We start from the raw sequence: 15,068 nt of genomic DNA, 5'->3' as shown, positions 1-15,068 counted from the left end.
CACTCAGTTAATACTTTAGTATTATATCAATGATAATTTTTTATTAAAGGTAAAAACATAATTAGATTAAAAAACTATTAAAGTAAAAAATAAAATACAAAAGCATAAAAAACCGAGCTGTTCAGCTCGGTTTTTTATGGTGTGTTAAAGTTTTAGTTTACTTTAACTTCAGCAACTTGCTGTGCTGCTGGTTGTTTTTGTCGAATTACAGCGTAGATGACACCTGTAACAACGCTACCAGCTAGAATCGATGCAAGATATAAAAATGCATGATTGATCGCATTTGGAATGAGTAGTACAAAAATACCGCCATGTGGTGCCATAAGCTTGCAGTCAAAAAATGCAACCAATGCACCTGTGAGTGCACCACCAATAATACAACTCGGGATTACTTTAACAGCATCTCTTGCTGCAAATGAAATTGCACCTTCTGAAATAAAGCATAAACCAAGTACAAATGCTGCTTTACCAGCATCACGTTCTGTTTGGTCAAACTTTGCTTTTGCAATAAAAGTTGCGATTGCCATACCAAGCGGTGGAACCATACCACCGGCCATTGTCGCAGCCATTGGCATATATGTATTGGTTGTTAGTAATCCAACAGTAAATGCATATGCAGCTTTATTGATTGGCCCACCTAAGTCAATACACATCATACCTGCTAAAATCATGCCCATAAGTACGGCATTGCCTGTCCCCATATTATTGAGGAAGTGTTTCATCGCATCAAAAATATAAGCAACAGGATGACCCACCACATAAACCATGATGAGGCCCGTAATTAAGCTCGCAAATAATGGAATAATAAGGATAGGTTTTAATGATTCGACACTTTGTGGCAGCTTAACTTTTTTCGCAAGGAAAAGAGCGATATAACCTGCAATATAGCCTGAAGCAATACCGCCTAAGAAACCTGCTCCAAGAGGGCCTGCCGCTAGAAAACCACCAATTAAGCCGGGGGTTAAACCGGGACGGTCGGCAATGGAATAAGCAATGTAGCCTGACAGCATAGGTACCATAAGCGTTAAAGCTGTTTTACCAATCATTTCTAAATTGGCAGCTAGCGTACCTTCGGCAGGGTTTAAACCAAAGAAGAGTGAAATTGCAAGAATAAGCCCACCTGCAACTACCATAGGCAACATATAAGAAATGCCTGTTAGTAGATGCTTATAGATGCTAACTTTTTCTTTTTTATCGCTATTTACTTCATCTTGACTTTGCTGTTTGCCAGACTCTAGTACTGTAGCTTCTTTAATTGCATTTGCAAAAGCTTTATCTGTTTGTTTTAGCGCAAAACCTGTACTACAACGGTAAACACGTTTACCTGCGAAACGTTCAGTATTAACTTCAATATCTGTTGCTAAAATTACAATGTCTGCTTCAGCAATACTTTCAGGTGAAAGGATGTTTTTTGCACCCACAGAACCTTGCGTTTCAATGTTAATATCATAGCCAAGCTTTGCTGCGCCTCGCTGTAATGCTTCTGCAGCCATAAAAGTATGTGCAACGCCTGTCGGACATGCTGTAATGGCAACAAACTTACTTACAGTGCTTGAAGAAGCTATGCTTGTAGAGGCAAGTTCTTCTGTTGTAGTCGATGTATTTAATGCATTTTTTAGAATATCTTCAGCATTGTTTTGTAATACATCTAAGCTCACAATAGAAACTTGTTTATCTTTTAGGGCTTCCGTGAGGCTAGGGCGACGACCAATAAAAATAACGTGATCAGCTGCTTGAGCATCCATGGTTTCCATAGACTGTGCAACTGAATTTGTATATCCGAGTGATGAAGCAACACTGGCAAGCTTACGTGCCAAAATCAATGCATTGATAGGTTGTTCAGGACTATGTGGAACAAATAAAATATGTTTAGTATTTTGCATATTATTTACCTAGCTCAATGAATCAATTGAGATTTGTTGCTTCAGCTTATCAATCGCTGATAAATCCTCAATAGCAAAACCAATTTGTGTAACGGCGTTACTACCTATAGCGGTTGCTGTTTTTAGGGTTTCTTCAGGTGATGTTTGGTTCAAGAAACCATGGATCATACCTGCCACTAAAGAGTCGCCTGCACCAACGGTACTTTTTACAGTGACTTTAGGCGCTTTTGCATGTAAAGGGTGAGTTGGGTGTAACCAATTCACACCTTGCTCTCCCATAGACACAATAATATTCTCAATGGTTGAATTTAACTGAGAGAATAAGGCATGTTGTTCTGCAAAAGTATTGACTGAAGCATGATATGCTTCGGCAAGTTCATCTGTATTGGGCTTGATGAGCCATGGGTTTGCTGAGATAGCAGCACTTAATGCTTTACCGCTTGTATCTACAGCAACTTTTTTCCCTTTTGTTTTTAACCATTCGATGAGCTCGATGAGCTCTTCAGGTGAAAAACCCTGAGGCAAACTACCAGAGATCGCAATAATTTCTACTTGGTCAATTAACTGACTAATTTTTTCACGAAGATTCTTTTTCGCAGCTTCATCGACAAAAAAGCCTTTGCCATTGATGTCAGTCATACGGCCAGATTGTTCAGCCACTTTAATATTATGGCGTGTTTCGCCTTCAATATAGACAAAGTGGTTTTCTAAGCCTTCTTTCTCAAAGTGTTGGTCAAATAGTTGACGATTACTTTGTCCTAAGAAACCAGTCACAATAGGAGAGTGCCCTAAGTCTTTAAGAACTTGAGCGACATTCAGCCCTTTACCTGCCGCAAGGCTTTGCGCAGCTTGCTGACGGTTTACCTCACCAAGCTTTAAGGTCTCAAGCTGAAGCGTAATATCTATTGCAGGATTCAGTGTAATTGTTAAAACCTTTGCCATGCTTATTCCCCTAATGCTCTTACTGCGTTTGCACTGTCACATTGTAGTGCTTGTTGTGCAATTTTCTGACATTCAGTAAAGTTTAAAGTACGAATTTGTGCTTTTACTAGAGGAATGCTCGTGCTCGACATACTCAGTTCATCTACACCTAAGCCCATAAGTACAGGAACAGCTTTAGGGTCTGCCGCAAGCTCACCACAAATACCTACCCATTTTCCATACTTATGTGCAGCGCGTACAGTTTGGTCAATCAGTAATAAAACACTTGGATGTAAACCATCTGCTTCGGCAGAAAGTAGTGGGTGACCACGGTCAATTGCCATAGTGTATTGGGTTAAGTCATTTGTCCCAATACTGAAGAAGTCAACTTCTTGAGCAAGGATTGGCGATAGTAATGCAGCAGATGGAACCTCAATCATAATACCTACTTCTAGGTTTTCACGAGGGTAGCCTTCGCTAACTTCATCTAAGATTGCCTTTGCAGCACGCCATTCTTCAACACGACCAATCATTGGGAACATGATACGTAATGGGCGGTTATCGGCAGCTTTAAGTAGTGCAACCAATTGTTGGCGTAAAAGCTCAGGTTTACGAAGCGTAAGACGAATACCACGGATACCTAAGAACGGGTTTTCTTCTTCTGCAATTGGTAAATATGGCAGTGGCTTGTCACCACCAACATCAAGTGTACGTACAACAAGAGGGCGACCTTGTAAGTCATCTAGAACAACACGATAGTCTGCTTCTTGTGTTTTTTCATCTGGCGCGCTCTTATGTGCCATGAATACAAGTTCTGTACGTAAAAGACCAATTGCTTCAGCACCATCTTTAACTGCTTTTCCAGCAGCATTGACTTTCCCAATATTTGCAGCAATTTCTACCTGATGTTGATCAAGTGTAATCGCAGGCTCTAGGCAGTGTTTTTCAGCTTCAATACGAATTTGGCGTTGGCGCTCTCTTTCAGCAATTGCATGTTCAATCAGTGATTGAGCAGGACTAATAATGAAATCGCCGTTGTCACCATTAATAAGTACAGTTGTATTACTTTCAATTTTAAGAACACCGCTGCCTGCACCAACAACAGCAGGAATACCAAGCGCTCTTGCAACAATTGCACTATGTGCACTTGCACCGCCAACAGCCGTTAAAATACCTGCAACACGATCTTTGTCTAGACGCGCAACATCACTTGGCCCAACATCATGCATAATAAGAATGTATGGCTCTTGTGGTTCTACAACATCTGGTACACCACAAAGAACAGCTAAAACACGTTCGCCAATATCACGTAAATCTGCGGCACGTTCTGCGAGTAAATGATCTTTGAGTTGTTCTTGTGCTTTTGCTGCGGCTTCAATATGTTCATGCCAAGCAGCAGGTGCAGAAAGGTTTTGTTTGAGAAGTTTATGTACCCCTTGAATAAGATCAGGGTCATCTAGCATTTCTAAATGTGCAGTAAAAATTTGCTTAATTGCTTCAACTTTACTTTCGGCAATAAACTGGCGAATATTTTCTTTCACTTGCGCAATGGCTTGTTCAAGTTTTTCAGTTTCCGCTTTCACATTTTTACTATTACGTTCGTAATGGAACTCACGCGGTTTAATCACGTGTGCAGGACCAAATGCAAGTCCTGAAGATGCAGGAATTCCCGAAGTTGATTCCTCTTCTTCAAAGGTCAGAACTTCGACTTTTTCTGCTTCTTTTACAGTTTCTTGTTCATCAATAGGTTCAACTTCTTCGCCTAAGCCATTTTTTACTGCCGCAATAATAGCATCCAAACCTGCTACAGCATCTGTATCTGGCTCTGCAATAAAGGTCAGCACTTGTCCGCGCTTACAGCCAAGAGAAAGTAACTTTGTTAAGCTTTTTGCTGAAACAAGTTGACCTTCATCGGCAGAAACTTGAATATCGCCTTTGAAAGTTTTACTAATATTGACCAATTGTGTTGCAGGACGTGCATGTAAACCATGTGCATTTGCAAGGGTTACTTGACGTGAAGGCCAGTCAGGAATAATTTCAGCCCCAATGATTTGCGCAATTTGATGGCTGTCATTTTCTTGTGTTAGTTTTTCAAGCTGACTTGGATCAAAAAGAATATCCATGAGACGGTTGAACTGAGGCATATCAAGCTGGTCATTACTTGCAATACAAAGCAATGTGCTAATGGTTTCGCCTTGATGTTCTATTGGATACTCAGGCTTTATAATACTTACAGCAGGACTAATCACGTATTCACTTGCTGTAATTGACCACGTTCCTCCACCGAGATGAATCATCTGCTTAGGATCGAGTGCACAAATGAAACCTGGCTCTACTAATTTTTGTTGCTTGAGTAGTTGTGTTGCATGCCAAAGCAAGTCGTCTGTGTCATTTGAAGGGACTTGTGTCGCAATTAGGTTTTCATGAAGTGCAAGAGAAGGGGGTTGAGCGTGGAGTAATTCTATAATTTGTTCTGCTGAAGTGGCATTTTTTACACGATCTGAGACATCGTCAATCAGTGCTCTTGTGAGTATCTGTAATACTTGTAAGTGTTCATCTGATTTGGCAGCGATGACAACAGCGAGATAAATTTTATTTTCGCCATCCCATATCACGCCTTGTGGAAAATGGGCGAGTCGGACACCTGTTTCTAAAATATATTGTCTTGATTGAGGCGTACCATGAGGGATAGCAATACCTTGACCAAGGTAGGTCGCACTTTGTTGCTCCCGTGCTTTTAAGCCTTCTAAATATTCAGGAGTAACCAGTTTATCTTCAACTAAAATGTTGACTAGACACTCTAACGCCTGAGCTTTATCAACAGCATGTTGATCCATTCTAACATGTTGTACATCTAGCGCTAACATAAAAAATCCTTGAAAAACATCATAAATCGAGTTGAGGCGCTGCCTTTCCGGGAAAAATTAAAAGGCAAATTCTACTATGCTTCGCCCTGAAAATCAGTTCTTTTTGATTATTGGACATAATTGTAGATTAAACCCCGTAAAGTTTACTTGAATTCACTTTAAATAGGGTGATAATTTTGGTTGTATTTTAAAAATACATTTAAATCAGTTGTATATAAAATAAGGTGCTGATTCATCTTTAAAATACCCATACATATTATCCTATTTATTTTCCTAGAGTAGAAATCTCTTCCTATGACACCTGCATGTAAGTTATTAAAAGCAAAGAAAATCAGCTATACCATACATGAATATATTCATGACGCAAATTCGACCAATAGCTATGGTTTAGAAGCTGTTGAAAAGCTGAATTTAAATGCATATGAAGTATTTAAAACATTATTAGTTACAGATGCAAAGCATTATTATGTAATGATTTTGCCAGTCAGTCATCAGTTGAATTTAAAAAAAGCAGCACATGCAATAGGCTGTAAAAAAGTGACTATGGCTGATATTCAGGATGCACAGAGAATAACAGGTTATTTGGTGGGTGGAATTAGCCCACTTGGACAAAAAAAGCGACTAAAAGTATTTATAGACAAAAGTGCGGAACAATTATTAAAAATATATATTAGTGGTGGTCGGAGGGGATTAGATCTAGGATTATCTCCATATGATTTGGCATTAATGCTAACAGCGACTTTTGTAGATATTATTGATTGAAAAATAATATATTAATAGTTTGTTATTAGGATGTATGTTCTATATTTTCTCTATAAGCGCTTGGAGAAATATGATGTACTCGTTTAAATGCAGTACTAAATGTACTTTCTGCATTATATCCTAAGCTAAAAGCGATATCTTTTATGGAAGTATTGCCTTGATATAGGGCTTTTATTGCAATTTGCATTCGCCAATAAGTCACGTACTTAAGAGGTGATAAGCCTAAAAGCTGGTTAAACTTTTGAGATATACCAGACTTTGAAAGGTTAGATATTTCAGCAAGTTCGCTTAAGCTCCAATCCTTACTTGGGTTTTGATGAATCACACTGATTGTTTTTGCAATTCGATCATCTTTAATTGCATTAAACCATCCAGATTGAGTATCTTCATTTGTAATGATCCATATGCGTAAAATTTCTAAAATAATAAGATGCATTAAATGATTACTTGCAACGATTGTACCTAAGCCTTGCGTTGTACTTTCTTGTAATAACTGCTTAAGTAACCAATTAAGTGTACTAGATGTAGATGAACCTGTTGAAAATGGCATAACAGCGGGAAGTTCTTTTTTAAAAAGCTGATTACCAAGTTGATTTACAGACATTCTACCTGCAAGTAAAACATTAGTATCATCTCCATAATTGATGATTCCTAAATCTTTTGTATGAGTGAGTTCTTTTGAGTTTATAAGCGTTTTTTTATCACCATTTTTAGTACACATTGAAAATGTTTCGCCGTCTGTGAGAATAATTCCATCACCACTTTTTAGCTCGTGCCAAGTTTCATTTTCGCCACTTTTTAACCAAAAAATACCTTTACGAATACATATAACTTTTAATCCATCGAATGGAGAAAATTGAGCAGACCATTTATCTCCTGCAGCAAGCCCTACTGTGACATAGCTACGCGCAGAAATAAGATTCATGATATCTGATAATGGGTCCATTGGAATCTCGATAAAGTAAAGTGGAATTTTGATGATTAAAATAATAAATCATAGGGTTTAAGATAATTAACAATAAAGCTTAAAGCAATCATCAAAGATCAAAAATATGAAACCAATACAAAATGCGATGCAGGCAAAAGTGTCATTGCTCGTAGTTTTGAGTGCACTAATGGCATTTACTTCACTTTCGACAGATATTTATTTACCTGCTATGCCTGTAATGCAAGTCGATTTGCAAGGAAATGTTGAATTAACAGTAACAGGATTTCTTATAGGTTTTGCGGTTGCTCAACTTATTTGGGGACCTATTAGTGATCAAATTGGAAGAAAAAAGCCACTTTTTATAGGGATGGTTCTTTTTGTAATTGGCTCTGTTGGTTGTGCTTTGTCACAAACGATTGATCAAATTGTATTTTGGCGTATTTTTCAGGCACTAGGTGCATGTACGGGGCCAATGTTAGCACGGGCAATGGTTAGAGATTTATATTCGCGTGTTGTGTTGAAGCAGCTCAAATGCTATCAACACTCACCCTTATTATGGCAGTTGCACCTATTTTAGGTCCGCTTCTTGGTGGTCAAATACTAAAGGTAACATCTTGGCATGCCATTTTTTGGTTGTTATCTGTTATTGGTATCATCATGTTTTTCTGTATTTTTATATTGCCTGAAACACATCAAGTCCAAGTAAATCCTAAAAGAATACAAGTAAAACAAACTTTTTCAAATTATAAGCAGTTATTAAAAAATTGGCAGTTTATGCGGTATGTATGGTCATTAACAGCATTTTATGTTGCTGCATATACATTCATCATCGGTTCACCACTTGTCTATATCTCTTACTATCATATTGATGCACAACATTATGGTTTCTTGTTTGGTATTAATCTTATTGGTGTCATGGTGATGAGTGTGGCGAATAAAAAACTGGTTCAACATATCTCATTACATCAATTACTTAAATGGGCAACAAGTATTTCTATGGTGGCAATGCTTCTGCTTACTTATCTATATTTTTCTCAACAAATGACTCTATTTAGCCTCATCTTATTCTTATTTTTATTCTTTGCCATGAATGGAGTAATTGCTACCACGTCTACAGCAGCAGCGCTAGATATTGTGCCTAAAACAGCAGGCTCTGCTTCTGCACTTATTGGTTCTATGCAGTATGGCAGTGGAATTATTTCATCACTATTACTCACATTTGCAAAAACAGATTCACCAGAGGCAATGATTGTCATTATGACAAGCTTTGCTGCTGTGAGTGCAATGATTGCTTTATTACCACATCGTGAAATGAAGAAAGCATCTCTCTAAAATTAGAAGGAATACATCTATGAATATCCAAAAAGTAAAAGCATATGGTACATATGCAGCAAATGAGCCTCTAAAACAAATGGCTATTACGCGCCGTTCAATAGGTAAGACGGATGTTGAATTGGAAGTTTTATATTGCGGTATATGTCATTCAGATTTGCATCAAATACATAATGATTTTGGTCATACAATGTGGCCTGTTGTACCTGGACATGAAATTGTTGGTCGAGTGAAAGCTGTGGGAGAGCATGTTTCCAAGTTTAAAGTAGGTCAACTCGCTGCGATAGGTTGTATTGTTGATAGTTGTAAAACTTGCCAATTTTGTGAACATGATACTGAGCAATTTTGTGAAGAGGGTACAACATTTTCTTTTAACTCACCTGATAAGTATATGGGTGGTGAGCAGACTTATGGCGGGTTTTCTGACTTATATGTATGTGATGAAAGATATGTTTTACAGATGCCAGAATTTAAGGACTTAGCCGCCGCAGCACCTTTGTTATGTGCAGGTATTACAGTGTATTCACCATTGAAACATTGGAATATTAAAGAAGGTAGTAAGGTTGGTATTTTAGGAGTTGGTGGCCTTGGGCATATTGCTATAAAAATAGCAAAAGCTTTGGGTGCAGAGGTGACGGTATTTACGACTTCAGACAATAAAATAGCAGATGCCAAAAGACTAGGTGCAGACTATGCGGTACTTTCTACAGATACAGTACAGTTGCAGGAATATAATAAAAAATTTGATTTTATTTTAGATACTATTTCTGCAAAGCATGATGTAAATCAATACTTAAATTTACTTACATGGGAAGGTAGTCTTGTGTTGGTTGGTTTACCACCTGAGTCACTTGAGGTAGGTGCTTTTAATGTTGTGTATGGTAGAAGAAGTTTTTCAGGATCAAATATCGGTGGTATAGCAGAAACACAAGAAATGTTAGATTTCTGCTTTAAGCATGATATTACAGCAGATATAGAGCTTATTGATGTAGAACAAATTAATAATGCATTTAGTCGTTTAGAAAAAGGCGATATTAAGTACCGTTTTGTAGTTGATCTACAAAATAATATTTGAGGAATTTTACGATGAAAAATGATGTTGTCGTTGTGATTGGTAGTGGGTCTATAGCTCAAGCAATAGCTCGTCGTATTGGTACTGGTAAGACCATATTATTGGCTGATATAAAAGCAGACAATATGCTTTCAGTTGTAGAAATCTTCTCAAAAGCCGGATTTAATGTTCAGACACAAGTCGTTGATGTGGGTGATAGAACATCGGTACAAGAGTTAGCAAAAAGAGCTGCTGAACTTGGAGATATTACAAGCGTAATACATACAGCAGGTTTATCTCCTTCTCAGGCAGTAGCTCAAGATATATTGAAAGTTGATTTGTACGGTACAGCCGTTGTACTTGAAGAATTTGGTCATGTCATTGCAAAAAATGGTGTGGCCATTGTAATTGGGTCACAATCTAGTTATCGGTTGGAAATAGATGCATTATCTCAAGTCCAATCTGATGCCTTGGCTAAACTTCCACCTGAAGAGTTGTTACAACTGCCTTTTATTCATGAGATTACAGATAGTTTATATGCATATCAAATTTCTAAAAAAGGGAATGCATTACGTGTTTCAGCAGAAGCTGTGAGATGGGGCAAGCGAGGGGCTAGAGTCAACTGTATTAGTGCAGGTATTATTTTTACACCGCTTGCATATGATGAGTTAAATAGCCCTGAGCGTGGTGAGTTTTACCGTAATATGCTATCTAAATCTCCTGTTGGTCGAGGTGGAACGCCTGATGAAATTGGTGCTTTAGCCGAATTTATATCTGGGCCAAATGGAACATATATTACAGGTAGTGATTTCTTGGTAGATGGTGGAGCCACTGCAAACTATAAGTATGGAAATTCATAATTATACGTATTAAAAAAAGCCACTTTAAATAGTGGCTTTTTTATTGTCTTTAAATGAATTTAGAAAATAGCCAGTAGAGGGTTGCAGATAAAATCATTGCACAAGGAAGGGTAAGTACCCATGCAAGAATAATACTTTTAATGGTACTCCACTGAAGACCTGACTTATTGGCTGTCATTGTTCCTGCGACTGCACTATTCAATACATGAGTGGTACTTACTGGAAGTCCAAATTTATCTGCAGCAATAATTGTTCCCATTGCTACAAATTCTGCTGACATTCCCTGACTATAGGTGAGATGGGTTTTACCAATTCGCTCTCCTACTGTCACAACAATACGTTTCCAACCCACCATTGTTCCAAGTCCTAATGCAAGTGCAACAGCAACTTTTACCCAAGTTGGAATGTATTGAGTGGCTTGATCTAAATCTTTACGGTATTGCGTAATGGTTGCAGTATCGGCAGCATTCAACTGTGTAAGTTGGTTGTTTTTTTGCATTGCTTTTAATGTCGTGCTGCTTAAATACATATCGTTGCGTAAGTTTATGGTTGTATTTTCAGGAATATCTCCCATCGTTTTATAATCTGCAACAAGCTTACCTAAATGATTTGATAATGCGGCAACAGCAGTCGTTGTTTCAGGTGTAATGTGTTTGGTTTGAATGTATTGAGTGAGAGTATTACGTGCTGTAGCAGCATCCATTTGATCTGGATTGGAAACTAAAATATGAGCAGATTTCTCTGAGAGTGCTGCAAATGCCTGTACTTCACTACTATCCATAGTTTTATTGAGTGAGTAGGCAAGTGGAACAATACCAATAAGAATAAGCATAATTAAGCCCATTCCTTTTTGTCCATCATTTGAGCCATGCGCAAAACTGACGCCAGTACATGTGCAAATAAGTAATAAACGTGTGACAAATGAAGGTGGCTTATCACTTTTCGGCGCATCAAAGAGTTCAGTCTTTTTATTTTTTAATGTCAGTTTCAAGAGTAGAAAAGCAACGGCTGCTAAACCAAAACCGACAAGAGGTGAAACTAAGAGTGCTTTAATGACTTTAATCACTTGTTCGACATCAATACCACTGAGTCCACTACTGAACCCTGAATGTAATATTTGATTCATGAGTCCAACACCTAGTATTGAACCAATCATAGTATGAGAGCTTGACGCGGGTAAGCCTAAAAGCCATGTACTCAAGTTCCAAATAATTGCGGCAATAAGAAGTGCAAAAACCATTGCGAAACCCGCACTACTATTGACATGCAAAATGAGTTCGACAGGTAGCAATGCAATAATGCCATAGGCAACGGCACCACTTGCACTTAAGACGCCTAAAAAGTTAAAGAAACCTGACCACATTACTGCAATAGGTGCAGGCATTGCATTGGTATAAATGACAGTTGCTACAGCATTGGCTGTGTCATGGAAACCATTTACAAACTCAAAGCCTAAGGCAATGAGTAAGGCAAGACCAAGCATAAAAAATGAAAAAGTACTTAATGGGGGAACTGTAGATAAATCACTAACTAATTGCAGTCCAATATAAGCACAAGAAACAATAACAACAATTAGAAAAGAATATTTAAACCACTGTGGAGAGGGTTGGTTAACATTGCTATTTTTAGGAGGAGAAGCATTTTTACTATTTGGAATAGACGCGGTATTTTGCATGTGACATACCAATATTTATTGTAGATCGAATCAGTTTGAAATTTGATCATGACATTATTATGGCAGTGTGATTTTTATATTGAATAAGGGCTTTAGAAGTGATGGAATTTAACAATATTTAAAATAGTAAAGTAACGAATAACATGAAGAATAATGCAAAGAAGTTTGCATTTAAGGGAAAATAAAGCTGTCAGAAATAGACTCTAGAAGTATGTTGTGATTCAATAGTTATTATGAAGATGGCGGTGAGAGAGGGATTCGAACCCTCGATACGCGCAAACGTATACACGCTTTCCAGGCGTGCTCCTTCAGCCACTCGGACACCTCACCAATCGGCGAGGATAATAGCGAAAAAAATACAACCTGCCAAGCTGAAATATAAGATTTAAAGCAAAAGGCTTAACTTAGTGCTAATATTCGCCATATATGCGAAGAACATGTAGTTTTTTTATGCAAAATTCAACGGTAAAACCATCTATGCATGCGCTGACACTGGCTGCTTTAGGCGTCGTGTTTGGTGATATTGGAACCAGTCCATTATATGCAATTCGAGAGTGCTTTATAGCTGCTCATATTTCTATAAGTCAATCTACTGTGATGGGGGTTTTATCACTGGTATTTTGGTCAATGATGCTGACAATTAGTGTTAAGTATGTGACCTTTATTATGAGAGCAGATAATAATGGTGAGGGTGGCATAATGTCATTACTTGCCTTAAATCTACGCTCTAAAAAAATAGACAAAAATAAGAAAATTTTCTTAATTACCTTAGGGTTTATTGGTGCTTCTCTATTTTTTGGTGATGGTATTATTACCCCTGCTGTTTCAGTACTTTCTGCCGTTGAAGGGCTAAGTATTGTAACACCGAGCTTTAACCAATGGCTTATGCCAATTGCACTTGGTATCTTAACTGCGCTATTCATGATTCAGCGTCATGGTACAGGCACAATGGGCAAGCTGTTTGGCCCAATTACTTTAATTTGGTTTATCTCAATTGGAGCATTAGGTATTTGGAGTATTATCCAAACGCCGTATGTACTGACTTTAGTGAATCCATATTGGGCCATTCACTTTGTTGCAAATGAGCCTAAAGTTGCTTTCCTAACTATGGGCGCAGTTGTGCTTACCCTTACAGGTGGTGAGGCACTTTATGCCGATATGGGGCATTTTGGTCGCCAACCTATTCGCTTGGCATGGTTCATTATTGTTTGCCCATGTTTACTGTTGAATTATGCAGGTCAAGGTGCATTACTTTTAAGAGATGGTAGTGCTATATCTAACCCATTTTATTTGCTAGTGCCTCAGTGGGGCTTGTTCCCAATGATTATACTTGCAACTGCGGCAGCAGTTATTGCTTCTCAAGCAGTAATTACAGGCGTATTTTCAATGGCGAATCAAGCAATACAGTTACGCTATTTACCACGTTTGACAGTGCATCATACGTCTGATGTAGAGCAAGGGCAAATTTATCTGCCGTTCATTAATTGGATTTTATACGTTTCGGTATTAATTCTAATTTTACTCTTCCATAACAGTGCAAATTTAGCGGCAGCATATGGTATTGCCGTAACAATGACTATGCTGTGTAGTACTATATTAGTAACAGCATATGCTCATAGTGGTTGGCAGTGGCCTTGGTGGAAAATTGCAGGCTTCACGATTCCATTCTTATTTATAGACATTATTTTTGTTTCTTCAACCTCAGTGAAAATTTTGGCTGGTGGTTGGGTTCCAATTGTCATTGGATTTGTTGTATTCACAATATTAATGACATGGAAAAATGGTCGAGAGATTGTAATTCAAAGACTAGAAAAAGATGCGCTTCCATTAGAGCTATTTATTAAAAGTGTCAGTGTGAGCAATGATACAAAATATGTGCCGGGTGAGGCTGTATTTTTAACAGGGACGCCAAATATTGTCCCACATGCAATGCTGCATAATATTAAACATAATAAAGTGCTTCATGAGCGCAATATTATGGTAACGGTGATTACGCAGGATGTTCCATACGTTCAAGATAAAGACCGTTTACATGTGGAGAAAATGAATGACCATTTCTACCGCATTTTTATGTACTACGGTTTTAAAGATCAGCCTGATATTCCATTTGCTTTAGGTCAAGCATATAAAGAGCTTGGTTTTGAGTTTGATATGATGCATATGAGTTTCTTTATATCAAGAGACCGATTAATTCATACTGTTGGAGATGGGATGGCACCTTGGAGAGAAAAGCTCTTTATTTCAATGTATCGAAATACTAGTCCTGTGAGTGACTTTTATCTTATTCCTACAAATAGGGTTGTCGAAATGGGAAGCCAGATCGAAATCTAAAATATAAAAAACCGAGCAGTTGCTCGGTTTTTTATTTAGTGACTACATGCCATTTTGAGCAGGCGGAGGAGTCTGTTCACTATTTTCATTTGGTGCTTGCTGTACATTGTTATCAGGTGAAACCAATGTATATTGACCACTTTGAAGAAGGTTCTTGAGTGAACCCGGTTGCCCATTTACAGTTGTAGAAACTTGTGTTTGAGAGAGACTTTCTAGCGTTTGGCCCGGTTCAACAGCAGGCTCTGCAAATGCAGTCGCTGTTGTAAAAATTCCCATCACTAACCCAATTGTCGTTATGATATTGCGCATCATAAAACTCCAATTCAAAAAAAGTTGTATAAATTATAACAAGGCTACATTCGCATATATTTCATTTAGAATCAATTTAGTATTGGTAATATTGATAAGTTTTACATAGTAGTATTGTATAAAAATCATCAAATATAGTTCACATTTTG

12 protein-coding genes and 1 tRNA gene are annotated in these 15,068 nt (G+C 37.8%); 6 read left to right on the top strand and 7 right to left on the bottom strand.

What is annotated here, in order from left to right:
• Window positions 1-152: 152 nt before the first annotated feature.
• From P256_RS12340 to ptsP, 3 genes are read right to left on the bottom strand one after another with little or no spacing between them, the layout of a single operon-like run.
• Window positions 153-1,883 (bottom strand): fructose-specific PTS transporter subunit EIIC, encoded by a 1,731-nt coding sequence (locus P256_RS12340; RefSeq protein ID WP_023274030.1) that lies wholly within the window; start codon window positions 1,881-1,883, stop codon window positions 153-155.
• Window positions 1,884-1,892: 9 nt separating this feature from the next.
• Window positions 1,893-2,825: a 1-phosphofructokinase gene (gene pfkB / locus P256_RS12335; RefSeq protein WP_023274029.1), complete on the bottom strand. Its 933-nt coding sequence runs from the start codon at window positions 2,823-2,825 to the stop codon at window positions 1,893-1,895.
• A gap of 2 nt (window positions 2,826-2,827) precedes the next feature.
• Window positions 2,828-5,671, bottom strand: coding sequence for a phosphoenolpyruvate--protein phosphotransferase (gene ptsP / locus P256_RS12330; protein ID WP_023274028.1), 2,844 nt, complete (start codon window positions 5,669-5,671; stop codon window positions 2,828-2,830).
• Window positions 5,672-5,965: 294 nt separating this feature from the next.
• Between ptsP and ybaK the strand changes: the two genes are divergently transcribed.
• On the top strand, window positions 5,966-6,433 hold the full coding sequence (gene ybaK, locus P256_RS12325) for a Cys-tRNA(Pro) deacylase (RefSeq protein WP_023274026.1): 468 nt from the start codon (window positions 5,966-5,968) through the stop codon (window positions 6,431-6,433).
• Window positions 6,434-6,458: 25 nt separating this feature from the next.
• Here ybaK and P256_RS12320 read toward each other — a convergent pair whose 3' ends face one another.
• A complete protein-coding gene (locus P256_RS12320; protein ID WP_023274025.1) occupies window positions 6,459-7,379 on the bottom strand; it encodes an AraC family transcriptional regulator in 921 nt (306 codons plus the stop codon).
• Window positions 7,380-7,485: 106 nt separating this feature from the next.
• On the opposite strand from P256_RS12320, the gene P256_RS13455 reads away from it, so the two are divergent.
• From P256_RS13455 to P256_RS12305, 4 genes are read left to right on the top strand one after another with little or no spacing between them, the layout of a single operon-like run.
• Entirely contained in the window at window positions 7,486-7,938 is a 453-nt protein-coding gene (locus tag P256_RS13455) for an MFS transporter (RefSeq protein ID WP_023274024.1), read from the top strand.
• A complete protein-coding gene (locus tag P256_RS12315; RefSeq protein ID WP_023274023.1) occupies window positions 7,893-8,693 on the top strand; it encodes an MFS transporter in 801 nt (266 codons plus the stop codon). Before P256_RS13455 ends, P256_RS12315 begins: the two co-directional genes overlap by 46 nt.
• Before the next feature lie 19 nt (window positions 8,694-8,712).
• The gene (locus tag P256_RS12310; RefSeq protein WP_023274022.1) at window positions 8,713-9,768 is read left to right on the top strand and encodes an NAD(P)-dependent alcohol dehydrogenase; all 1,056 of its coding nucleotides are present in this window, start codon (window positions 8,713-8,715) and stop codon (window positions 9,766-9,768) included.
• 11 nt (window positions 9,769-9,779) lie between these two features.
• Complete coding sequence (locus P256_RS12305; protein ID WP_023274021.1) at window positions 9,780-10,604, top strand: SDR family oxidoreductase; 825 nt, start codon at window positions 9,780-9,782, stop codon at window positions 10,602-10,604.
• Between the two features lie 49 nt (window positions 10,605-10,653).
• On the opposite strand, the gene P256_RS12300 is transcribed toward P256_RS12305, so the two are convergent.
• Both P256_RS12300 and P256_RS12295 read right to left on the bottom strand, forming a co-directional pair.
• A complete protein-coding gene (locus P256_RS12300; protein WP_023274020.1) occupies window positions 10,654-12,279 on the bottom strand; it encodes an inorganic phosphate transporter in 1,626 nt (541 codons plus the stop codon).
• Between the two features lie 240 nt (window positions 12,280-12,519).
• A tRNA-Ser gene (locus tag P256_RS12295) sits at window positions 12,520-12,609 on the bottom strand.
• 120 nt (window positions 12,610-12,729) lie between these two features.
• On the opposite strand from P256_RS12295, the gene P256_RS12290 reads away from it, so the two are divergent.
• Complete coding sequence (locus P256_RS12290; RefSeq protein ID WP_023274019.1) at window positions 12,730-14,610, top strand: potassium transporter Kup; 1,881 nt, start codon at window positions 12,730-12,732, stop codon at window positions 14,608-14,610.
• 42 nt (window positions 14,611-14,652) lie between these two features.
• Here P256_RS12290 and P256_RS12285 read toward each other — a convergent pair whose 3' ends face one another.
• Complete coding sequence (locus P256_RS12285; RefSeq protein WP_023274018.1) at window positions 14,653-14,919, bottom strand: hypothetical protein; 267 nt, start codon at window positions 14,917-14,919, stop codon at window positions 14,653-14,655.
• Window positions 14,920-15,068: the final 149 nt, after the last annotated feature.

It is taken from the genome of Acinetobacter nectaris CIP 110549 (assembly GCF_000488215.1).
Lineage (GTDB): Bacteria > Pseudomonadota > Gammaproteobacteria > Pseudomonadales > Moraxellaceae > Acinetobacter > Acinetobacter nectaris.
The sequence above is the reverse complement of the archived record's forward strand: the minus strand, read 5'-3'. Positions and strand labels throughout refer to the sequence as shown.

Excerpts from the sequence above, each read along its gene's own strand:
- P256_RS12320 (WP_023274025.1), bottom strand. The coding sequence starts at position 7,379 with ATGGACCCATTATCAGATATCATGAATCTTATTTCTGCGCGTAGCTAT.
- P256_RS12310 (WP_023274022.1), top strand. The coding sequence starts at position 8,713 with ATGAATATCCAAAAAGTAAAAGCATATGGTACATATGCAGCAAATGAG.
- ybaK (WP_023274026.1), top strand. The coding sequence starts at position 5,966 with ATGACACCTGCATGTAAGTTATTAAAAGCAAAGAAAATCAGCTATACC.
- P256_RS12340 (WP_023274030.1), bottom strand. The coding sequence starts at position 1,883 with ATGCAAAATACTAAACATATTTTATTTGTTCCACATAGTCCTGAACAA.
- P256_RS12290 (WP_023274019.1), top strand. The coding sequence starts at position 12,730 with ATGCAAAATTCAACGGTAAAACCATCTATGCATGCGCTGACACTGGCT.
- ptsP (WP_023274028.1), bottom strand. The coding sequence starts at position 5,671 with ATGTTAGCGCTAGATGTACAACATGTTAGAATGGATCAACATGCTGTT.
- P256_RS13455 (WP_023274024.1), top strand. The coding sequence starts at position 7,486 with ATGAAACCAATACAAAATGCGATGCAGGCAAAAGTGTCATTGCTCGTA.
- P256_RS12315 (WP_023274023.1), top strand. The coding sequence starts at position 7,893 with ATGCTATCAACACTCACCCTTATTATGGCAGTTGCACCTATTTTAGGT.
- pfkB (WP_023274029.1), bottom strand. The coding sequence starts at position 2,825 with ATGGCAAAGGTTTTAACAATTACACTGAATCCTGCAATAGATATTACG.
- P256_RS12285 (WP_023274018.1), bottom strand. The coding sequence starts at position 14,919 with ATGCGCAATATCATAACGACAATTGGGTTAGTGATGGGAATTTTTACA.
- P256_RS12305 (WP_023274021.1), top strand. The coding sequence starts at position 9,780 with ATGAAAAATGATGTTGTCGTTGTGATTGGTAGTGGGTCTATAGCTCAA.
- P256_RS12300 (WP_023274020.1), bottom strand. The coding sequence starts at position 12,279 with ATGCAAAATACCGCGTCTATTCCAAATAGTAAAAATGCTTCTCCTCCT.